This window comes from Alsobacter sp. R-9 (assembly GCF_054612375.1).
Genome location: NZ_JBTSWJ010000004.1, coordinates 314,606 through 336,020, shown reverse-complemented (window position 1 = coordinate 336,020; position 21,415 = coordinate 314,606). Strand labels below are relative to the sequence as shown.

18 protein-coding genes are annotated in these 21,415 nt (G+C 70.5%); 4 read left to right on the top strand and 14 right to left on the bottom strand.

All coding sequences use genetic code 11. The features are described from left to right. Both ACX9GQ_RS09620 and ACX9GQ_RS09615 read left to right on the top strand, forming a co-directional pair. Window positions 1–1,176: a DUF3618 domain-containing protein gene (locus tag ACX9GQ_RS09620; RefSeq protein WP_459629302.1), complete on the top strand. Its 1,176-nt coding sequence runs from the start codon at window positions 1–3 to the stop codon at window positions 1,174–1,176. A 60-nt stretch (window positions 1,177–1,236) separates the two neighbouring features. Then, complete coding sequence (locus tag ACX9GQ_RS09615; protein WP_459629301.1) at window positions 1,237–1,554, top strand: hypothetical protein; 318 nt, start codon at window positions 1,237–1,239, stop codon at window positions 1,552–1,554. Here ACX9GQ_RS09615 and ACX9GQ_RS09610 read toward each other — a convergent pair whose 3' ends face one another. Continuing rightward, complete coding sequence (locus ACX9GQ_RS09610; protein WP_459629300.1) at window positions 1,555–2,541, bottom strand: SDR family oxidoreductase; 987 nt, start codon at window positions 2,539–2,541, stop codon at window positions 1,555–1,557. An 84-nt stretch (window positions 2,542–2,625) separates the two neighbouring features. Here ACX9GQ_RS09610 and ACX9GQ_RS09605 point away from each other — a divergent pair, with 84 nt between their 5' ends. Next, complete coding sequence (locus ACX9GQ_RS09605; protein ID WP_459629299.1) at window positions 2,626–2,907, top strand: hypothetical protein; 282 nt, start codon at window positions 2,626–2,628, stop codon at window positions 2,905–2,907. Here the strand turns inward: ACX9GQ_RS09605 and ACX9GQ_RS09600 are convergent, their stop codons facing one another. The 11 genes from ACX9GQ_RS09600 to ACX9GQ_RS09550 all read right to left on the bottom strand — a co-directional run bounded on the left by ACX9GQ_RS09600 (window position 2,908) and on the right by ACX9GQ_RS09550 (window position 16,461). Next, window positions 2,908–4,032 carry a CgeB family protein gene (locus ACX9GQ_RS09600; protein WP_459629298.1) on the bottom strand — a complete coding sequence of 375 codons (1,125 nt, stop codon included), beginning with the start codon at window positions 4,030–4,032 and terminating at the stop codon, window positions 2,908–2,910. After that, window positions 4,029–5,126, bottom strand: a complete 1,098-nt coding sequence (locus tag ACX9GQ_RS09595) for a CgeB family protein (RefSeq protein WP_459629297.1) — start codon at window positions 5,124–5,126, stop codon at window positions 4,029–4,031. Before ACX9GQ_RS09595 ends, ACX9GQ_RS09600 begins: the two co-directional genes overlap by 4 nt. Further along, complete coding sequence (locus ACX9GQ_RS09590; protein WP_459629296.1) at window positions 5,123–6,250, bottom strand: CgeB family protein; 1,128 nt, start codon at window positions 6,248–6,250, stop codon at window positions 5,123–5,125. Before ACX9GQ_RS09590 ends, ACX9GQ_RS09595 begins: the two co-directional genes overlap by 4 nt. 9 nt (window positions 6,251–6,259) lie before the next feature. Further along, window positions 6,260–7,336, bottom strand: a complete 1,077-nt coding sequence (locus tag ACX9GQ_RS09585; protein ID WP_459629295.1) for a glycosyltransferase family 4 protein — start codon at window positions 7,334–7,336, stop codon at window positions 6,260–6,262. Beyond that, entirely contained in the window at window positions 7,333–8,634 is a 1,302-nt protein-coding gene (locus ACX9GQ_RS09580) for a TIGR04295 family B12-binding domain-containing radical SAM protein (RefSeq protein ID WP_459629294.1), read from the bottom strand. Before ACX9GQ_RS09580 ends, ACX9GQ_RS09585 begins: the two co-directional genes overlap by 4 nt. Continuing rightward, window positions 8,631–10,679: an NAD-dependent epimerase/dehydratase family protein gene (locus ACX9GQ_RS09575; RefSeq protein WP_459629293.1), complete on the bottom strand. Its 2,049-nt coding sequence runs from the start codon at window positions 10,677–10,679 to the stop codon at window positions 8,631–8,633. The genes ACX9GQ_RS09580 and ACX9GQ_RS09575 overlap by 4 nt, the downstream gene beginning before the upstream one ends. Further along, window positions 10,676–11,782, bottom strand: a complete 1,107-nt coding sequence (locus ACX9GQ_RS09570) for an NAD-dependent epimerase/dehydratase family protein (protein ID WP_459629292.1) — start codon at window positions 11,780–11,782, stop codon at window positions 10,676–10,678. Before ACX9GQ_RS09570 ends, ACX9GQ_RS09575 begins: the two co-directional genes overlap by 4 nt. 232 nt (window positions 11,783–12,014) lie before the next feature. Next, entirely contained in the window at window positions 12,015–13,409 is a 1,395-nt protein-coding gene (locus ACX9GQ_RS09565; protein ID WP_459629291.1) for a L,D-transpeptidase family protein, read from the bottom strand. 85 nt (window positions 13,410–13,494) lie between these two features. Continuing rightward, on the bottom strand, window positions 13,495–14,160 hold the full coding sequence (locus ACX9GQ_RS09560) for a LutC/YkgG family protein (RefSeq protein WP_459629290.1): 666 nt from the start codon (window positions 14,158–14,160) through the stop codon (window positions 13,495–13,497). Continuing rightward, a complete protein-coding gene (locus tag ACX9GQ_RS09555) occupies window positions 14,160–15,590 on the bottom strand; it encodes a LutB/LldF family L-lactate oxidation iron-sulfur protein (RefSeq protein WP_459629289.1) in 1,431 nt (476 codons plus the stop codon). The genes ACX9GQ_RS09560 and ACX9GQ_RS09555 overlap by 1 nt, the downstream gene beginning before the upstream one ends. Before the next feature lie 61 nt (window positions 15,591–15,651). Continuing rightward, window positions 15,652–16,461: a (Fe-S)-binding protein gene (locus ACX9GQ_RS09550; protein ID WP_459629288.1), complete on the bottom strand. Its 810-nt coding sequence runs from the start codon at window positions 16,459–16,461 to the stop codon at window positions 15,652–15,654. A 335-nt stretch (window positions 16,462–16,796) separates the two neighbouring features. Between ACX9GQ_RS09550 and ACX9GQ_RS09545 the strand changes: the two genes are divergently transcribed. Next, on the top strand, window positions 16,797–18,077 hold the full coding sequence (locus tag ACX9GQ_RS09545) for a DUF3422 family protein (RefSeq protein ID WP_459629319.1): 1,281 nt from the start codon (window positions 16,797–16,799) through the stop codon (window positions 18,075–18,077). 4 nt (window positions 18,078–18,081) lie between these two features. Here the strand turns inward: ACX9GQ_RS09545 and ACX9GQ_RS09540 are convergent, their stop codons facing one another. Together ACX9GQ_RS09540 and ACX9GQ_RS09535 are read right to left on the bottom strand one after the other, a co-directional pair. Beyond that, window positions 18,082–20,790, bottom strand: a complete 2,709-nt coding sequence (locus ACX9GQ_RS09540) for a bifunctional acetate--CoA ligase family protein/GNAT family N-acetyltransferase (RefSeq protein ID WP_459629287.1) — start codon at window positions 20,788–20,790, stop codon at window positions 18,082–18,084. A gap of 165 nt (window positions 20,791–20,955) precedes the next feature. After that, entirely contained in the window at window positions 20,956–21,351 is a 396-nt protein-coding gene (locus ACX9GQ_RS09535) for a c-type cytochrome (protein ID WP_459629286.1), read from the bottom strand. Window positions 21,352–21,415 lie beyond the last annotated feature (64 nt).

Genomic DNA, 21,415 nt, shown 5'->3' with positions numbered 1-21,415 from the left:
ATGACGGACGACACCAACGGCCGGTCGGCCGACGAGATCGCAAGGGACGTCGAGAGCAGCCGCGCCCGGGTGACCGAGACGCTGGACGAGCTCAAGGCCCGCATGTCGCCTGGGCAACTGCTGGACGAGATGCTGGCCTACACCAAGGGCGCCGGCGGGGAGTTCCTGTCGAACGCGGGACGTGCCGCGCGCGACAATCCCCTGCCCGTGCTGCTGGTAGGAGCCGGGCTCGCGCTTCTCGCCACGTCCCGTGGAGGCGCTTCGGATTCGCGCAGCCGGTCCTATCGGTCGTACACCCGTGACCGCGGCTACATGTACGGCGACGATGGCCGTTCGTACGGCTATGGCGAGGACGGTGAGGGCGAGCCCGGGATCCTCGACAGGGTCGGCGCCACGGCATCCGGGGTCGCGTCCTCCGTCAGCGACGCCGCCTCGCGCGTGAGCGAGGCAGCGTCGAGTGGCGTGCGCCGCACCCGTGACACGATGGGCCACGTCGCCGACACCGTAGGAGGGGCCGCTTCGGCGGCTTCCGAGGCCGGGAGCGAGATGGCCCGTCGGACCGCCCATGCGGCGTCTTCCGTTCGCGACACGCTGGCCTCGACCACCGACTACGCCCGCCGCGCCATCCACGACCGGCGCGACGATCTCGCCTGGGCCGGCTCCAACGTCTGGCGCCGTGCGACGCAGGTGATGGAGGAACAGCCGCTGGCGGTCGGTGCCCTCGGATTGCTTGTCGGAGCTGCTCTCGGCTCGATCCTTCCCCGCTCGCGCGTCGAGGACGCGTGGATGGGCGAGTATGCCGAAGAGGCCCGCCATCAGGCACTGGAGATGGCCGAGGCCGGCTATCAGGAGGCCAAGCACGTCGTCCAGGAAACGGTCCGGACAGTCTCCGACGAACTGGGCCAGCGCGGCCTCGATGCCGACTCCCTCAAGGATGCGGCTTCCGCTGCTGCCGAACGAGCCCGGGAGGCAGCCCGCAAGGCCGTGGAAGGAGCCACCGGAGCCACCCCGACCGGAGGCGAGTCCGGCCCCGCGTCCTCCCGGGCCGTCGGCGGCGAGGGGTACGTGCCGCCGTCGTCTCCCGGCTCCCAGGAGGGGCTCGGCGGACCCCATCGCGAGGCAGGCTCCGGCACCGCGCCGGGTGCTCCCAGCACCCGCAGCGGGCCTGTCATCTAAGCCTCGACCCGCGGCCGGTGAAAATCCTCCGGCGGCGGGTTTCGGCTCCGGTCAGTTGAGATGACCACCCCCGAGCACGAACGCGGGCGGATTGACGCCGGCCGGACGGGCGACAAGGTCGCCTTTCCGGACCCGGCCGCGGCGCCGCTGGGAACGGATGCGGAGGCCGCCGGACAGGCATCCTCCGCAGCCCAGCCGCGGGCCCTTCAGACCCCGCCGCATGAACCTCCCGGAGCCAGCGACGAGCGACTGCGAAGGATCGACGGCAACCTGACCGCGACCGGTCGCCGCCGCGCCGCGGTTCTCACCGTGGCGGGGCTGCTGATCGTGAGCCTGCTCGGTTTGGCACTGGCTCTGGTGGGCCTCGGTCTGCGCTGATCAGTAGCCCCCGATGACGGGGAGGATCTCGCCGGTGATGTAGGAGCCGCTCGCGGGCGAAGCGAGGAAGACGAAGGCCGGAGCAATCTCCTCCGGCTGGGCCGGCCGGCGCATGGGGGTATCGGCGCCGAACTGCGCCACAGCCTCCGCATCCTTGTCGGCGGGGTTGAGCGGTGTCCAAACAGGTCCCGGGGCGACGCAGTTCACCCGGATGCCCCTGCCGACGAGCTGGCCGGCGAGCGACCGCGTGAAGGCGTGGATGCCTCCCTTGGTGGCGGAGTAGTCGACGAGCGACTTGCTGCCCTGGATGCCGGTCACGGAGCCCGTGTTCAGGATCGAGGACTGCTCCCCGAGATGCGGCAGCGCCGCCTTCACCATGTGGAAGTAGCCGTAGAGGTTGGTCTTCATCGTACGGTCGAACTGCTCTTCGCTGATGGCGTCGATCGCGTCTCCATGCTCCTGGAAGGCCGCGTTGTTGACGAGGACGTCGAGGCGTCCGAAGGCGCCCACCGTCTCCTCGACGGCCCGCCGGCAGAACGCGGCGTCGGCGACGTCGCCGGAGATCGCGAGGCTCCGGCGCCCTTCGCGCTCCACCGCCGCGACGGTTTCCCGCGCATCTTCGTGCTCGTCCAGGTAGACGATCGCGACGTCAGCACCCTCGCGGGCGAACAGCACCGACACGGCGCGTCCGATGCCCGAGTCCCCGCCGGTCACGAGCGCGACCATGCCCTCGAGCTTGCCGGAGCCTCGCCAGTAGGGCGCGTCGTAGAGCGGGCGCGGGTCGAGCCGTGTCTCCTCTCCCGGCTTCGACTGGTGCTGCCGGGGGAGGGGCGGGGCCGGATAGTCCCGCATCCCGGTCCGCGGCGGGTGTTGTCCAGCCTTCGGTGCAACGGCCTGTGCCGCCTCCGCCTCCCTCTGGATGCGGCGTTGTTCCTCGGCCGTTTCGTGGCCCTGTCGTCCGTCCCGGACCTCGGGTGTCTGTCGCATCGTCGTCTCCTGTGGTGGCGAGAAGGCCGGAACACGGTGCGGGTGCACATCGTTCCGCACGGGGACACCTGCGGGAGAGCACCCATGAGCGAAGCCACGACGACCATCGACCACGACGAGATCCGCCGCTGGGCAGAAGAGCGCGGCGGCCGGCCGGCGGCGGTGCGGGGCACCGGCGGCAAGGACGACGCGGGGATCCTGCGCATCGATTTCCCGGAGCGCGGCGATCCCTATGCGCTGGAGGAAATCAGCTGGGACGAGTTCTTCGAGGCCTTCGAAGCGAACGAGCTTGCCTTCCTGCACCAGGACAGGACGAGCGACGGCAAGCTCAGCCGCTTCTCGAAGTTCGTGACCCGCTCGGGCTGATCACACGCGCGCGGTGGCGAGGGCGTCCAGCCGGGCCACCTCGGCCGCGACGCCCAGGCCTTCGACGAGATCGCCTGCTCTCGCGACCGCGTGATGGTGCTGGCGGACGCGTCGAAGGGCACCGGCCGCGATCCTGTTGCGGTAGCCATCGTCCGGGTCCCGCAACAGGGCGACGACGTCGTCCGCGGACCTTGCGAGATGGATCGCGTCCCCCGGAGGAAAGAGATCGCCGATCCCGTCCCAGCAGTCGCTGATGATCGCGGTCCCGCACGCCGCCGCCTCGAACAACCGGACGCTCGGCGACCAGCCGGCCGCCACCATGTCGGCCCGCGTGACGTTCAGGGTGTAGCGCTGCCGCCGGTAGAACGACGGATGGTCGAGCGGAGGGACGTGGTCGATGCGCTCCACGTTCGCCGGCCATGCGATGTCCTTGGGATAGGAGGGCCCTGCGACGACGAAGCGTGCGTGGGGCATCCGCCGTGCCGGCTCCAGCAGCAGGCGCTCCAGGGTCGGCTGGCGATCGGGGCTGTAGGTGCCGAGATAGCCGAGGTCCCACGCCCGCGGCTCATCGGCCGGTCGGTAGGTGTCCGTGTCGGCGCAGCAGTACAGCGGCAGCGCGACCCGCGCCCCGAATGCGTGCTGGAGACGCTGCAGCGTCGGGCCGCCGGTGAACGAGAAATAGACGTCGAGTTCCCGGATCTGCCGGGGCGCGATGTAGGGCGTCGTGCCGCGCTCCAGCCCCGCGAGGGTGACCGGGGTGTCGATGTCGTAGAACGCGACCAGTCCGGACGCCCACGAGAGGACATCGTCGAGCACCCGCACGCCGTCCGGGACATAGGAGCCCACGATCACCGCGTCGGCGTTGACGATGGCGCTGGCGAACCGGTCGGCCAGGTCCTGCGGATCACCGTAGAAGTCCAGGACCGCATGCTCGCTCGAGACGAGGTCCCGGTTCTGCGCGTACCACGGCACGTCCCGCTCGACGAAACGGACCCTGTGCCCCAGGCGGTGCAGGCCTTTCACGAGCGCGCGCCACGTCGTGGCATGGCCGTTGCCCCAGCTGGAGGAAAGCGACAGCCCGAGGATGACGATGTCGAGCGAGCCGGGATCGGACCGCCGGGTCATGCCGCATCCTCCGTCGCGCGGCGCCGCGCCAGCGCCTGCTGCAGGATGGTGTCCACCTCCACGGCGCGGCGGTCGTAGGTGTGGTCGGCCAGCACGCGCGCAAGGGCGCGGCGGCCGATGGTACGGGCCTCCTGCACGTCGATGCTCTCGACCATCGCTGCGACATCCCTGCCGTCCCGCGCGACGAGGATCTCCAGTCCCGGCGTCAGAAACGCCTCGAGCCCCTCCCAGGCGTCCGTGACAATGCACGCCCCCGCCCCGGCCGCCTCGAACACGCGTGTCGCCGGGGACCAGCCGTTCTCCGCCATGCTCTCGCGGCTCACGTTGAGGACCAGCCGGCTCGACACGTTGAGAACATTGTGGTCCGCCGTCGGGACGTGACCGACGACCTCGACGTTCCGGGGAACCGTCGCCGCATCCCAGCCCGCGCCACCGAGGAGGAACTGTCGGCGAGGGGCACGCGATGCCGCATCGAAGAAGTAGCGGTGGACCCTCGCCTCGCGGTCCGGCAGTCGGTTCCCGAGGAATACGAGGTCGGCCGCGTACCGGGCCTGCGGCGCGACGGGGTGATGGGTCTGTGGATCGAGCGCGTTGTAGACGGGCCGGCACAACCGGGCACCGAGGCCTTCGTAGGCGCGCACCACCGGTTCGCCGCCACCATAGGTGAGGACGAGGTCGAAGGAGCCCAGGACCGTCCGAAGTGGATTCGTCGGCTGGGTCCGCAACTCGGCCAGCGTCGCCGGCGCGTCGACGTCCCAGAACACGGCCACTGCATCCCCGCGCCGGGCCGCCAGAAGAAGGCCCGGCAGGGCCTCGTCACCGTATCCGACGCCGCTCGCCTTGATCACGACATCCGCCTGCGCGGCCTCGGCCGCCGCGCTGCGCAGGCCCGCCTCGCTCGCGCGGTAGACGACGCTCCTGCACCAGGGCGGCGGGTCAATGTCGCGGTGTGACTGGCGGTCGAACGCATCCGGTTCGTAGAAGCTGATCGCGTGGCCATGGGCGGCGAGCGCCTTCAGCAGTCCGCGATAATAGGTCGCTGCTCCGTTCCAGTAGGAGGAGAGGAGGCTGGACCCGTAGAAGGCGATCTTCATGGCATGGCCTCCCGTTCTGGTTGTTCTTCTCGCTGCGATGCTCCCAGCCCCGAGAGGATGAGCAGCAGCTCGTCGACACGGTGACGGCAGGTGTGGCGTGTGAGGATGGTCGCGAGGCCCTGGGCGGCCTGCTCGCGGGCCCGCGCCGGATCGGCGAGCAGGTCGCGCAGGGCCGCCGTCATGGCGTCGGCGTCCGGCGCCATGAGGAAGTCGCGGCCTACCCGGAGGAGTCCCTCCGCATCGGTCCAGGGTGCCGAGACGAGCGGTATGCCGCAGGCCAGCGCCTCGAAGACCCGGATGGTCGGGATACCCGGCAGCCGCTCGACGTAAGGTCGGCGAGGAACGTGCACGGTCACCCGATGCTGCGCGAAGACCGCGGGCACCCGGGCGTTCGGGAGCCAGCCGGCATAGTCGAGGCCAGCCGCCGACACCCGCTCCAGCGCTTCCGCCGGATAGCGAACGCCATGGACCGTGCCCGAAAGCCGCAGTAGTCGCGCCGGTTCGAGCAGGAACGCGTCCAGTTCGCGAGTTCGCTCCCCGTCGCCCCAGTTGCCGATCCAGACGAGGTCCCGCCTGTGTTCGGGCGCGGGCTGGGGCCGGAAGAGGCTCGTGTCGGCCGCCTCGTGCCAGGTGAAGACCCGTCGCCCCCAGCCTCGCTTGCGGTAGCGCTCGCTCAGCGTCTCGCCAAAGCAGAGCACGGCGTCGTAGCCGGCGAGGTCGAGGCCGGCGATTCCGGCCTCGTCCGACACGGCGCGATGATGCGTGTCGTGGAAGAGAAGGGTGAAGCGTCCTCCCTCCATCCGCGCACGGCCGATCCGCGCGACGAGCTCCGGCTCGGTCCACTCGTGCACGACCACGACATCCGCCTGGTCGAGGGCTCCCTCGTGTGGGAAATCCGGCCCATAGCAGTCGGAGACAAGCTCGGGAAAGGTGCGGGCAAAGGCCATTTCGCCAGCGTCGCCGTGCTCACGCCGCAGGTTGTCCCGGCTCCAGCCGCCGTCGGGTTCGAGTGCGGTCGCCGCGTGCCCCCGCGAGAGAAGCTCCCGCATCACGCCGCGCAGGAAGTGTGCGTTGCCGTGGTTCCAGTCGGAGACGAGGGAGTGACTGTAGAAAAGGAAACGCATCTCTCGCCCTCATGTGGCCGCGGCGAGGGCATCGCGGTACACGGCCAGCATCGCCCTCGCCTGGGCCTCCGGCGTGAAGCGACGGACCCGCTCGGCCGCCGCGACGCCGAGGCGTCGTCGGTCGGCGGGATCGGCGGCGAGGGCATCGAAGGCCCTAGCAAAGCCCGCGGCGTCCCGGGGCGGAACGAACATCGCCGCGCCGTCCCAGATCTCGCGGTAGGTCGGGATGTCGGAGAGGACCAGCGCGCAGCCGGCCTGCGCCGCCTCCAGCGCCGTCAGCCCGAATGGCTCGTAGAGCGAGGGCGAGCAGAAGATCGCGGCCTGCGCCATCAGGGCTCGCAGCTCATGGTGGGCGCACGCACCAAAGCGCGTCGCATGGGCAAGGCGCGTCTCCTGCGCCGCAAAAGTCGTCGGGCCGGCCATCACCACGGGCACCTTCGATCGTCCGGCTGCGGCATCCAGCGTCGCGGCGTTCTTGCCGTCATCCCACCACCGGGCTGCCGCCAGCACGACGAGGTCCTTCTCGACGGCCCCGACCGGAGCCGGGTCGACGGCGTTGGGCACCACCCGCGGCGCCGTGATCCCATAGGCGGCGACGACAGCCCGCGCATGCGAAGCGCTGGGCGCGACAATGGCATCAGCGCGCGAGAGGCCTGCGGCGTCGCAGGCGATCCGCTGGCGCCAGTCGGGCGGCGGGGCGCCCCCGCGGACCGCGTCCCACCATGTGGCGAGACATGAATGGGAGACAACGATGGTCGGCAGGGACGCCACCGGGTCGGCCGCGTCGGACGGCTGGTTGAGGTGCAGGAGCTCGATGCCACGTGCGCAGGCGAGCCGCTCCAGTTCACTCCGGACCCGGTAACGGACGTCGGCCGGTCCCTCCATCCACGCGAGAGGCAGGTTGGTCCAGACGATCTCGCGAGTGGGGGCTCGATCGGAGAGAGGCTCCCCGTCGGGCCGGGGGCCGAAGCCCGTGAGGACGGTCTCGACCCCTAGCTCGGCAAGCGCGTCGGCAAGCCGCCGGGCATAGGTCCAGACGCCGCCCACGGCATCGCAGGTCATGAGGATCCGCGACGGCGTCCTCATGGAGCAGGACTGCAGCAGCCGGCTTCGAGCGCCGGCAAGGGAAGGGGGCGGTCCTCCTGCAGGTCGCTGAACCGCGCGAACGACCGCAGGTAGTGCTCGTGGGCGCGTTCCCACGCATGGTCATCCGGCTCTCCCCAAAGCGCCCTGTAGTGAGGCGAACTCGGATAGGGGTAGAGCGGCACGGGGTCGTTCGCCCAGACGCCCCGGTCGAGCAGGTGCCGCCGCCAGAAGGCGACCTCGTCGGGGCCGTCATGCGGCGTCCCGATCAGGTTCGCCTGGACGAAAGGCACGTGGCGCCGCGCCGTCACCAGCAGGGCCGCCAGGGCCGAGGTGTCCAGCCGGCACCGCTTGTCGAGTTCCGCGCGACCCTCCTCGGTCAGGCTCTCCAGCCCGGCCTCGATCGAGACGCAGCCTGCCGCGCCGAGGAGTTCGAGCAGCGCCGGCTTCCACAGGTCGATCCGCGTCTGGATGCCGAACCGGACCGGTCGTTCCGCGAGCGCCTCCAGCAGCGCCTTCTGCGGAAGAAAGATCTCGTCGATGAAGTAGAGGTAGCGCACGCCCTGCGCGAAGAGTCCGTCGATCTCCTCCAGCAGAAGGTCGAGCCGGCGTCGCCGGTAGGCGTCGCGGAAGTCGATCTTCGCGCAGAACGAGCAGGTGTAGGGGCAGCCGCGCGAGGCCTCGACCTCGGCACCGAAGCCTTCGTGGAAGCCCCTCTCGAACCGGTGATGGTGGTGGCGGTGGGCCTCGATGAAACGTTGCGGCCAGACCAGCGGCGCATGGTCCACGAACCGGCTCGCGCGCGGCGGGCCGGCCACATGGAGCCTGTCCCCGTCCCGCCACGCGACGGAGGGCACGGCATGGCGGTCGGCAGCATCCGCGAGCTCGGCGATGACCTCCTCGCACTCGCCCCGCACGACGAGGTCGACACCGAGCTTGGCGAGCGTCGGAGCGGGTGTTGCGGTTCCGTGCGGTCCCACCGCCACGGTCAGGCCGCCCCGTCGGCCGAGGGTCCGCAGGAAGGAGGCCGGCACGCGCAGTTCTGGCGGTGCGCAGCGCCAGAAGAGATAGGTCGGCGCCGTCGTCACCACCGTCATCTCGGGACCGAAGGCAACGACCCGGTCCACCACGGACCGTTCGTCGAGACGCTCGAGGGGCGCATCGATCAGCAGCACATCGTGGCCGCCGCGTTCGAGCAGAGCGGCGGCGTAGCCCAACTCGAGCGGCAGATGCGGCTCACGGCAGCCGAAGTAGATGCTGCCCTCGAACGTCCACGGCGGATTGACGAGAGCGACCTTCATGCCCTGCGCCTCCCGCCGGCGGCAGGGCGGCGCTCGGCGACGCTGTGGGTGATCCCGGCAAGCCATTGGTGGAGGTCGGCCAGTCCCCGTCGCCAGCCGATCCGCGCGCTCCAGCCCAGGTCGTCCTGCAGGCGCGTGGTGTCGGCCACGAACCACAACTGATCCCCTGCGCGCCATTCCGACGTCTCGGTGCGGGGACGGCGTCCGACGAGGCGCTCGATCTCCTCCAGCACCATCCTCAGGCTGACGGCGTTCGCGGGTCCGCCGCCCAGGTTGAAAGCCCGTCCCTGCACCTCTCCGATGCGCTCGACGGCCATCCGGTAGGCGGCCACGGCGTCGGAGACGTGGAGGACGTCCCGCACCTGGCGGCCGTCGCCGAACAGCATGATCGGCTCGTCGGCCAGGGCCCGGATCAGGAAGTGCGCCACCCAGCCCTGGTCCTCGGTGCCGAACTGCCGGGGGCCATAGATGCAGCTCATGCGCATCACGGCGGCAGGAATGCGGAAGGATGAAGCGAAGTCCAGCACGTACTGGTCTGCCGCCCCCTTGGAGCACCCGTAAGGCGTGCAGAAGGAAAGGGGCCGGTCCTCCCCGACGCCGGCCTCCCGCAGGGCGGGATCGACCGGGAGGTAGCGGTCCGCGAACGGCGTCACGGCGACATCGGCGAGGGAGCCGTAGACCTTGTTCGTCGAGGCGAAGAGCACGGGGATCGGCCGTCCTGACGCACGCACGGCCTCCAGCACGTTGAAGGTGCCTGCCGCGTTCACGTCGAAGTCGTCGGCCGGCACCTCGAGGCTGGTGGTGACCGCGACCTGCGCGGCGAAGTGGAAGAGCGCCGCCGCCGGCCGCACGACCTCCCGCAGGGCATCGCGGCATCGCACGTCGACCGGCGCAAGGTGGACCCGCTCACCGTGGCGCTCCCGGAGCCACTCGACGTTGGCCTCCACGCCCGGTCGCTGCAGGCTGTCGGCCAGCACCACCTCGCGCCCTTCCGCGAGGTAGCTGTCCGCGAGGTTGCAGCCGATGAAGCCGGCACCGCCGACGACCACCACGGGATGGGCGGGCCGGGCCACCCGGGGTGCGAGGACGCTGGCGATCCGCGCGACCGGCGCGAAGGTCGCCGCCGTCAACGCCCGTCCGAGGAGCTTCGGACGGGCGTCCTCCGTCAGGACGCCGAGGTGGTAGTGGCGCTCGTCGAAGTGGTAGCCCTCCTGCACCGGCACGTCGGTGGCGAGGTCCTGCCATCCGTACCAATAGAGGCGGTCGACGGGGGCCCGCAGCGCATCGAGGAAACAGGCGACCTGACCGGCCTCGTCATGCCGCCAGGTCGAATAGCCGGCTTCGGTGATCCAGAGTTCCGCGGCGGGGTTGAAGCGTTCGAGGATGGAGCGTGCGGACGCCACCTGCTCGTGCCACGGCGTCCACGTGCCGGCCTCGCTGTCCCACGTTCCGGGGAAGCCGTGGAGGCCGACGGCATCCACCTCGCCGAGCACGCCCCGCTCGCCGATCATTCCGAGCCAGTGTGGATCGTATGGGCACGGACCGCCGAGCACGCAGCGGAACCCGCGCCGACGGATCCACCACGCGGCGTTGCCGATCATCTCGCAGAACATCAGCCAGTCGGGATCGACGCGGGAATCCCAGTCGAGCAGGTTGTTCGGCTCGTTCCACAGCTCGACCTCGCGGATGCAGTGTCCGTAGAGCGTCAGCACCTGGTCGACGAAGTCGGAATAGGCCTTCAGGTCGCGCGGAGGGCCGCTGGTGCGGCCGGTTCGCGACAGGGACGGCGGCGTGTAGTGGATGCAGGGGAGCACCTCCATCCTTCTTGCTAGCGTCGGCAGCAGCCAGTCGTACCAATCGCGCCCACCCGGGGCGTGCCAGTCCGCCCAGGACAGGTGAATCCGCAGGCGGGTCGCCGGCGTCTTCGCCATCGCTTCGAGCGAACGGATGACGCGGTCCCGCTCGCCGGGTCGGAACCATTCCACGAAGCCGAAGCCTCCCGGCGGCCCCTTCGGTACTGAGGGTGGCGCTGCGCGGACCGTCATGACACGAGCCCTCGCGCTTCGAGCTGCCGTCGCATTTCCGCGCCCCTGTCCACCGGGGACTGGCTTGCCACCCACGTCGCGAGTTCGCCCAGCGTGTCCACGAGGCGGCGCTGGGGCGCATAGCCGAGAAGGTCGCGGGCCTTGGCGATGTCGGCGAAGCAGTGCCGGATATCGCCGGCCCGGGCCCGACGCAGGATCTCGGGTTCGATCTCGCGGCCCATGGCGGACGCCAGGGCTCGAGCGACGTCTGCGATCGCATGCGACTGGCCGCTGCCGATGTTGAAGACGTGCCCCGGCGCGCGGGGCGACTCCATGGCGAGCCGGAATGCCTCCGCGACGTCGGCGACGTGGACGAAGTCCCGCCGCTGCAGGCCGTCCTCGAACACCATCGGCCTTTCGCCGGCCGCGAGCCGCGCGGCGAAGTTGGCGAGCACGCCGGTATAGGGGTTCCCGAGCGCCTGCCCCGGTCCGTGGACGTTGAAGAGTCTCAGCGCGACGGCGTCGACCCTGTAGGCCTCGCCGAACAGCATCACCGCCCGTTCCTGCACGTATTTCGTCAGCGCGTAGATCGAGGCGAGATCGACGGGCTTGTCCTCGTCCGTCGGGATGGGCAACAGCGCCTCTCCATCCGGCGAGACCGGCTCCCAGCGCCCCGCCTGGACGTCCTCCCCGCGCCGCCGCGCCGAAGGCACCGGGCGACCCGCAGCGTCGCGGTAGCGTCCCTCGCCGTAGACGCTCATCGACGAAGCGACGACGATGCGCGGAACGGGAGAGGCGATGAGCGTCTGGAGCAGGACGGCGGTGCCGAGGTCGTTGGCGCCGACATAGCGCTCGATCTCGTACATGCTCTGCCCGACTCCGACCTCCGCTGCGAGGTGGAACACGCCGTCGACCCCGCTCACGGCTTCGCGCACGGCGCCGGGGTCGCGGACGTCACCGAGGATGAGGCTCGCCCCATCCGGGAGCGCCGGCGGGTCGGCGCCGTGCACCTGCGGAACGAGACAGTCCAGGATCCGGACATGATGACCTGCCGCGATAAGGTTCTCGCACAGATGACGTCCGATGAATCCAGCGCCACCCGTGATCGCGTAGGTCAAGGCCATGGTGACGCACTCCCCGGAAGAAGATGTGATTGAAGAAGAACCCGCCCGGGGAGGTCGGGTTCCGGAAAAAATCACTCCAGTTTCGGAAAGGCACGATGTCCACGAAGTAGACGCGGGAGTTCAATCGTACGAAAGCCGCCTCGCAGACGGTGTTACGACGGCGAGGTCACGCTGCGAACGGTTGCGGAAGCGAAATGGTTCCGGCCGCACCGGCCCTTCCCGGGTCGACGCCTCAGCGCGCCGAAATCGTCGCCGTCACGAGCTCGTCGAGCGGGTCCGGGCGGTCCAGCCCGTAGACGTCGTCGCGGAAGTGGACCGATCCGTCGGCCGTGACCCAGCCGGTCAGGTAGACCCACGCCACGGGAACGGGTCGCGCCAGCGAGAGGTCCTTCCGTTCGCCGGACGCCAGCGCCGCCTCGACCGTCGCCTTGCTGAAGCCCTGTGCCTCCAGCAACCAGGCCGCGAGGTCGACGACTCCTGAGACGCGGACGCAGCCATGGGAAAGGAAACGCCGGTCGTTGGCGAAATGTCGCTTCGACGGCGTGTCGTGCATGTACACGTCGTGGCTGTTCGGCATGGCGATGCGCAGTTGCCCAAGCGCATTCGCCGTCCCGGAGTCCTGCCTCAACGTGTAGTTGACGGCTGCCGTAGTCGACCAATCGATCCGCGCCGGGTCGATCTCCTGTCCCGATGCGCCGTAGATCCGGATCCGCTGCTTGGCGAGCGTCGTCGGGTCCTTGCGCATCTTCGGGATGATCTCGTTGCGCACGATCGAGACGGGCAGCGTCCAGGTCGGGTTCAGGTTGACCGCGCCGATGCGGGCGACGACGGTCGGGCTGGGATGCTTCGGATCACCGACGACGGCGACGTAGCGCCGGACCACGGCACCGTCGGCGATCGCCTCCACCGCCGCGGAGGGGAGGTTCACCACGACGTGGCGCGGGCCGAACGAGAACTCGGTGTCGGCGAGACGCTGGGCCGACCAGGCGAGAGCCTGCTGGCGCCGCTCGACCGGGACATTCATCTCCCGAACCGTGGCCGGCCCGACGATGCCGGTATCCGGGAGCCCGTGCCGCCACTGGAAGCGCCGCACGGCGGCGACGAGGCCGGGATCGAGCCGCGTGGAGGAGAGGTCCGCGAGGAGTTCCCCCTCGGCCGCGAGGCGCGCCCGGACCGCGGCGATCGACGGTGCGTCCTGTCCCGGCTTCACCGGAGGCCCGTCCGGAACCGAAGGCCAGCCGCCGCGGGCGGCGATTTCGGCATAGCGGCGTGCGGCAGCAGCGGTGAAGGCGAGGCTCCCGGCGTGCAAGGTCGGCTGCGGATCCTGCGAGATCTTCGCCTCGGGCGGCGGGGCAGGGGGCTTCGCCGCGACGGGCGCGACCCGCTGCGTCGGTGCGGGGGCCGTCGCCTGCGCAGGCGCGGAGGAGGCCGGCCCCCCCGACGGGACGGTCGCGCCCTGCGTCGACGGTGGCAGCCCCGCGGGCGCCGTTGCCGGGGTGGCGGGCGGCAAGGCCTGCTCCGGTTGCGGCAGGGCAAAGGGCTCCTGCGCGAGGACGGAGGTCGCGGAGAGGAGCCCCGTCAGCAGCAGGGCGACGGTACGGCGGGGGATACGCGACGAGGACGGCATGGACGGGGCCCGGTGACCCCGCCATGGTGAACGAGACTGGTTAACCAATTGCGGCGACGGCAGAGCCAGCGCCGCGCAGGGGGGCTCAGTCGCGCACGAGCACGATGTGAAGGCTGCGAGGGCCGTGCGCGCCGAGCAGCATCGTCTGCTCGATGTCGGCGGAGCGCGAAGGGCCGGTGATCCAGTTCACCGTGCGAGGCATGACCCCCTTGCCGTAGCGCTCGCGCAGCCGCGCCCAGAGCGTCTCGTAGTCGCCCGCGATCTCGCTGCGCCGGAGCACCGCGATGGCGTAGTCGGGCAGGAAATTCAGGGTCGTCGGGCTCGGCTGGCCCGAGACCATGGCGATCGTGCCCGTCTCCGCCACGCCGCCGAATGCCCGGTTGACGGCGACGAGGTCGCGGCCGTCGCTCGCGCCCGCGGAAACCTCCACGGCCGTGGACCCCCAGGGAAGGTCCTGCAGCGCGTCGCCGATGCGCGCCCGCGCCGGCAGGTTGCCGCGGCGCAGGTAGTCGGCCACGGCCGCCGGCACCTGCTCCAGCGTGTCGACCTCCTCCAGCGTCGCCAGCGCCGTGCCCGTCTGCGTCCGGAAGAGCTCGACCAGCGCCTCCCCGGCGAGCTGGCCCCGCTCGGGCACCAGGCCTTTCGGCGCCGTCGAGAGACGGTCGTCGACAGCCGTGCGCCGCGGCCGCTCGGTGCCGGTGACGCCGAGCGAGCGGCGGATGGTGCCGAGGATCTCGTCGCGCGCCGACATCAGCGGCCTCCCCGCTTCGCCTTCCACTGGGCCTGGAACGTCTGGCCCTGCGGGGCCGGGAAGTCGCGGTACTTCGTCCAGCCGCCGGCGAGCGGCAGCGAGCGGAACCGGCCGCCCTTCCGGTTGCCCATCCAGCCGAGCACGCCCATCGCCGCGCGTGTCGCCCAGCGGTAGAGCGTCGGCCGGCGGGCGAAGAAGCCCCACACCGCGAGGCCCGAGCGCACGGTGGCGGGCGACAGGTGCCGCTCGAACTCGCGCTCGCGCCAGTGACGCATCATCTTGGGCAACGGGATGCGAACGGGGCACACGCTCTCGCACCGCCCGCAGAAGGTGGACGCATTGGGCAGGTGGCCCGCTTTGTCGACGCCAATCAGCGACGGTGACAGCACCGCGCCCATCGGTCCCGGGTAGACCCATCCGTAGGCGTGCCCGCCGACCGCATGGTAGACGGGGCAGTGGTTCATGCAGGCGCCGCAGCGGATGCAGCGCAGCATGTCCTGGTAGGCCGTTCCCAGCATCGAGGAGCGGCCGTTGTCGAGCACCACCACGTGGTACTCTTCCGGCCCGTCCGGATCGCCAGGACGCCGCGGCCCGGTGGAGAAGGTCGTGTAGACGCTCATCTCCTGCCCGGTCGCCGAGCGGGCGAGGACGCGCAGCACCTGCGACACGTCCTCCAGCGTCGGGATCACCTTCTCGATCGAGGCGATGACGATGTGCACGCGCGGCAGGATCTGCGTCAGGTCCCCGTTGCCCTCATTGGTGACGATCACCGAGGTGCCGGTTTCCGCGATCAGGAAGTTGGCGCCCGTGATGCCGACGTCGGCGGCGAGGAAGCGGTCGCGCAGCACGCCGCGCGCCTCGGTGAGAAGCTGCACTGGCTGGGACAGGTCGCGGGCCGGGTCGAGGTGGGTATGCACCCGGCGGAAATCGCTCTCCACCTGCGTGGCGTTGAGGTGGACCGCCGGCGCGATGATGTGCGACGGGAGCTCGCCGCGCAGCTGGATGATGTACTCGCCGAGATCAGTCTCGACCGGCGTGATCCCCGCCGCCTCCAGCGCCGCGTTCAGGGCGATCTCCTCGGAGATCATCGACTTGCCCTTGGTGACCGTCTTCGCGCCCACCCTCCGGCAGATGTCGAGCACCGCCGCGCGCGCGTCCTCGGCCGTACGGGCCCAGTGCACGTGGCCGCCGGCGGCGGTGACTTTCTCCTCCCAGCGCTCGAGATAGAGGTCGAGGTTCTCCAGCGTGTGGTTCTTGATGTCGCGCGCGCTGTCGCGCAGCGCCTCGAACTCGGGAAGCTTCTCGGCGGCCGCACGGCGACGCTCGATGAAGTTCACCCGGACGTTCGACATGGCCTTCTGCAGCGGCTCGTCGATGAGCGCACGGGAGGCGTTCTGCTTGAACTGGGGCGAGGTGATGTGGGCGGTCATCGGCGACCCTCGGGCCGGAGCGGGCAGGGAAGGGGTTCAGCAGCGGGACGGGCCGGCCGGATCACTCCGCCGCCTCGCGCGCCACCCCGATGGGCGGCTCGTCGGTCATGCCGGCCAGCACCTCCGCGACGTGACGGACCTCGACGTCGCTGCCCTCGCGCATCAGTTTGCCGGCCATGTTCATCAGGCAGCCGAGGTCCCCGGCCAGCAACAGGTGCGCGCCGCTCCGCGTGATGTTGCCGGTCTTCTTGGAGACGATGGAATCCGAGATCTCGCCGTACTTCACGGCAAAGGTGCCGCCGAAGCCGCAGCAAACCTCGTTCTCGTTCATCTCGGTCAGCGTCAGGCCCTCGACCGAGGCGAGCAGCGTGCGCGGTTGCGACTTGACGCCGAGTTCGCGCAGCCCCGAGCAGCTGTCGTGGTAGGTAGCGGTCGCGTCGACCTTCGCCGAGACGGCGGTGACTCCCATCACGTCGACGAGGAAGCTCGTGAGCTCGTGCGTCTTCGCCGCCAGCGCCTCGGCCCTGGGCGCGAGGTTGGGGTCGCCGGCAAAGAGCTCGGGATAGTGCGCCTTGATCATCCCGGCGCAGGAGCCGGAGGGCGCCACGACGAAGTCGCAGCCGGAAAAGGCATCGATCACGCTCTCGGCCAGCGCCTGAGCGGTCGCCCGGTCGCCGGAATTGAACGCGGGCTGGCCGCAGCAGGTCTGCGTCGGCACCTCCACCACGCAGCCGGCATCCTCGAGCAGCTTCACCGCAGCAAAGCCGATGGACGGCCGCATCAGGTCGACGAGGCAGGTGACGAAGAGCCCCACCCTGGGGCGCACGGGGCGCGGGGTGCGGGCGGACGTGTCCAGCAGAACGGTGGCCATGGGCCTCGGCGTCTCCTCAGCGACGCGCCATGCGTCGCGGCGGACCCTAGCGCATGTCCGAGGCGGAGGGAAACCGTCCCCTGCCCAAATCCGACGCGAAAACAAGCGCATGGCCTATCGGAAGCCGTCGCGGCGCGACGCCGGGTTGATCCGGGGGCGGCCCTGCTGCGCATAATGAAGCGCCGCGGCAATCCGACGCGGCGCCCTTCTCCTGTCGCCGCGAATGGCGGCCCGACCCCGGACGGCCCGACGTGAGCAACGCCAGCAGCACCTCCGCCCTCGCCGCCTCCGCCGATGGGCCGGGCGCCGACGCCGCACGCGACATCGGCCTCGACGTGGGGCCAGGGACCTTTTCCCTGCTGCCCCACCCGTCGCGCGACGCGGTGCTGGGCGAGGTGCATGCCCGCCCGTTCCATCCCATTCTCACGCCCCGGCGGTTCCTCCACTTCGCCTTCATGACGGCTGGTGCCGTTCCGGGCGCCGACCGCGCGGCGTTGACGGCGTTCTGCGTCGCCCGCGGCCTTCCCGTTCCGGGCGAGACCGCCCGTCACCACCGCATCACCATCCCCCAGGGCTCGTTGCGCTGGGAGTCGCATGCCGAATTCACCACCTACACGTGGGAGCTCGACGGGGAGGGGGATCCTTTCCAGCCGCCCTCCGGCATGCTGGCCTTCGTCATGAAGGCTCTGCCGCAGCCGGGCCCGCTGCTCGCGGCGGTCGACCTGCACCTGCGGAAGGTCGACGGCCGGCTGCCCGACCTCGACAGCCTGTTCGATCCCGCCAGCCTCGCCGTGTCGCGCGTCGACGGCGACGCGGCGATCATCGCGTCCGACTTCCGCGCCGATGCGGCCGGGTTCGTGCGCCTGCTCGTCATCGACGAGGGGCTGGGCCCGGCCCGCGCCGGCGCGTTGACGCAACGGCTGCTCGAGATCGAGACCTACCGTACGCTGGCCTTGTTGGGCCTGCCGGAAGCGCAGGTCATGGCGCCGCGCGTCAAGAAGATCGAGGAGGCCCTGACCCGCATCGCCAAGGGCATGGACGAGGGCGGGGGCCTCGAGGCCGACCACCGCCTGCTCGACGAACTCACCTCGCTGGCCGCGGCCATGGAGGCCGACACGGCGACGTCCGGCTACCGCTTCGGCGCCAGCCGCGCCTATGACGGCATCGTGCAGCAGCGTCTGGCGGTGATCCGCGAGAAGGGCGTGGAGGGCTGGCCCACCTTCGAGGACTTCCTCGCGCGCCGCATGGCGCCCGCCATGCGCACCTGCACCATGCTGGAGGAACGGCAGGCCCGCCTCTCCGAGAAGCTGAGCCGCTCGTCGAACCTGCTGCGCACGCGCGTCGACGTCGAGATCGAGCGCCAGAACCGCGACCTGCTGTCGGCGATGAACGAGCGCACCCGCCTGCAGTTGCGCCTGCAGCAGACCGTCGAGGGCCTCTCCGTCGCGGCCATCAGCTACTACGTGATCGGCCTCGCGTCCTACGTGTTCAAGGGTGCCAAGGACGTGGGTCTGCTGCCCGTCGACCCCGGCCTCGCCACGGCGGTGGCCGTGCCGATCGTCATTGCGGGCGTGGCGCTGATCGTGCGGCGCATCCGCAACCGCACCGAGGTCTGATCCGTCAGGCCAGCGCCTTCGACAGGTCCAGCTCGACGATCCGGATGTCCTGGTCGTCCGGGTCGGGGCGCGATTCGAAGCCCAGTGCCTTGCACATCGAGATCATCGTGGTGTTCTCGCGCAGGATCTGGCCGGTCACGCGGTCGAGGCCGTCGGCGCGGGCATACTCGATCATCAGCTTCATGAGGGCCCAGCCGAGCCCGCGGCCCTTCAGGTCGGACCGCAGGAGGATGGCGTACTCGCCCTCCTGGTGGTTGACGTCCGCGTGCAGGCGCACGACGCCCAGCAACTCCCCCGTGTCGTGCTCGATCGCCGCGAAGGCGATGGCGCGCGCATAGTCGATCTGGGTCAGCCGGGCGATGAAGGCGTGGCTGAAGTCCTTCACCTTGGCGAAGAAGCGCAGCCGCAGGTCCTCCTGCGTCACCTTCTCGAAGAACGGCGGATAAAGGGCCTCGTCCTCCGGCCGCACGGGGCGCACGTCGACTCGCCAGCCGTCCTTGAGGGTCAGCTGGCGCTCCCACTCGACCGGATAGGGCCGGATGGCGAAGCGCGGGTTCAGGCCCTCCCGCCGCGGCGAGGGCGGGACAGCGGCGATGCCGATCCGGGCATCGAGCGCGATGCAGCCGGTTTCGTCCGCCACGAGCGGGTTCAGGTCGAGCTCCATGATCTCCGGCACGTCGGCGGAGAGCTGCGCCAGCTTCACCAGCGTCAGCGCGACTGCGTCGAGATCGGCCGGCGGAACGTCGCGATACCCGAGCAGCAGCCGGTGCACGCGGGTGCGGGCCATCAGCGTGCGCGCGAGGCTCATGTCGAGCGGCGGCAGCGCCAGCGACTTGTCGTTGATGACCTCGACCGCCGTGCCACCACGCCCGAAGACCACGACCGGGCCGAAAGTCGGATCGTCGGCGAGGCCGGCGATCAGTTCGCGCCCACGCGGCCGGTGGATCATTGGTTGCACGGTGACGCCGTCGATGACGGCGTCGGGTCGCGCTGCCGCAACCGTAGCCAGCATCGTGCGCGCCGCCTCCTGCACCGCCCGGGCGCTGGACAGGTTGAGGACGACGCCGCCGACGTCCGACTTGTGGGTGATCTGCTGCGACAGGATCTTCACCGCGACGGCCGAGCCCGCGGCAAGGAATCCCTCGGCGATCCGCGCGGCCTCCTCCGGCGTGGCCGCCGATCGAACCGGCGCCACCGGGACGCCGTAGGCCTCGAGGACGCCTGTCACCGCCACCGGATCGAGCCAGCGCTGGCCGCGGGCGAGCCCGCCGCGCACGATGGCGCGGGCCGCCTCACGGTCGGGCGCGAAGTCCGCCGGCAGGCTCGGCGGCATCTCCATGAGGAGATCCTGCGCCTTGCGGTAGGCGACGAGGTGGGTGATGCCCTGCACCGCGTCCGCCTCGGTCTGGTAGCTGGGGATCCGGGCGCTGTCGAAGAGGGCGCTGGCCTCGTCGTGGTCGCCCAGCCAGACGGCGAAGACCGGCTTCGGCCGGATGTGCGACGCCCTGTGCGCCTTCACGACCTCCGTGACGGCCTGAGCGGCGCCGATGCTCGGCGCCAAGGCGGTGGCGCAGTTCATCACGAGGATGGCGTCGCATTGGGGATCGTCCAGCAGCGCCGTCAGCGCCGTCGCGTAGCGTGCGGCGTCGGCGTCGCCGATGATGTCGACGGGGTTGGGCCCGTTCCAGCCCCGCGGCAGCGCGGCGTCGAGACGCGCGAGGGTCTCGTCCGTCGGGCGGGCGAGCGTGCCGCCGAGGTCCATGAGCCGGTCGACCGCAAGGACGCCGAGCCCGCCGCCGTTCGTCAGCACGGCGACACGGTCGCCGCGGAACGGCGCCACGCGGGAGAGGGTCTCCACCGCGGCGAAGAGCTCGTCGAGGTCATAGACGCGCAGCAGCCCGGCACGCCGGAACGCAGCCTCGAACACTTCGTCCGCGCCGGCCAGCGCGCCGGTGTGCGAGTTCGCCGCCCGCGCTCCAGCGCGGTGCCGGCCGCCCTTCACCACGATCACCGGCTTGGTGCGAGCCGCGGCGCGGGCCGCCGACATGAACTTGCGCGGGTCATTGATGGATTCGACGTAGAGCAGGATGGCGCGCGTCGCACGGTCCTGCGCGAACCAGTCGAGGCAGTCTCCGAAGTCGACGTCGATCTTGTCGCCGAGGGTGACGATGCCGGACCACCCGACGCCGCGCCGCTCGCCCCAGTCGAGCAGGGCCGCGGCGATGGCACCCGACTGCGAGATCAGGGCGAGATCGCCAGCCCGCGCCGGGGTGGCCGAGAAGGAGGCGTCGAACTTCGCCCGCGGCGCCATGACGCCGAGGCAGTTCGGCCCCACGAGCCGCAGGCCATGGCGGCGGGCGGAGGCGCGAACGCGTTCCTCCGTCGAACCCGGCCCACGGTCGAGTCCCGCGGTGATCACTACAGCCACGTGCACGCCGAGGCGTCCGGCCTCGTCGATCACGCCTTCCACCGCCGAGGCCGGCGTCGCAACGATGGCGACGTCGGGGACCGACGGCAGGTCGGACAGCGAGGGCACGCAGACCAGCCCGTCAATCACGGCATGGCGCGGATTGACCGGCATGAGCGGTCCCGCGAACCCGGCGCGGCGCAGGTTCGCGATGACGGCCCGCCCGAGCGAGCCCTCCTTCGGGCTCGCACCCACCACCGCGACGGATCGCGGGGCGAAAAGGCTGTCCAGTCGATAGGTGCTCATGCGTCCTCCGCCCAGGCCGCGAGCGGCCATCAGCGCCCGAGAATGAGTCGGAAGCATGGATGCTGCACTGCGATATCGCAATGCAGCATCCGGCGCGACGTTCCCTTGAGGAACGAAAAAGGGCGGCCTCCGGGGCCGCCCTCGCAAACCAGTCCGCAGACCGGATCAGATCTTCTTGCCGTCGGGGCCGAACGTCTTGAGGTAGGCGACGAGATCCTCGATCTCCTTGTCGTTCGTGATGCCGGCGAAGATCATCTTCGTGCCCGGGATCTTGGCCTTCGGGTTCTTGATGTACTCCTTGAAGGTCGCCTCATCCCAGGTGATGCCCGAGTTCTTGTTGGCGTCGGAGTAGTTGTAGCCCTCGACCGAGCCGGACTTGCGGCCGATGAGGCCGTTCAGGACGGGACCCACGGCGTTCTTGGCGTTCTCGCCCACCTGATGGCATGCGCGGCACTTGAGGAAGACCTTTTCCCCGGCCGCGGCGTCCTGCGCCATGGCGGAGCCGGCGGAGAGGGCGAGAAGCGCGGCTGCGGCAGCCAGGCCAGGCAGTGACTTGATCATCGTTGAACCTTCTCTCTCGGGTGGTGGATCGTGGAACACGAGGCTTGCAGGCTGGAGAATGCTC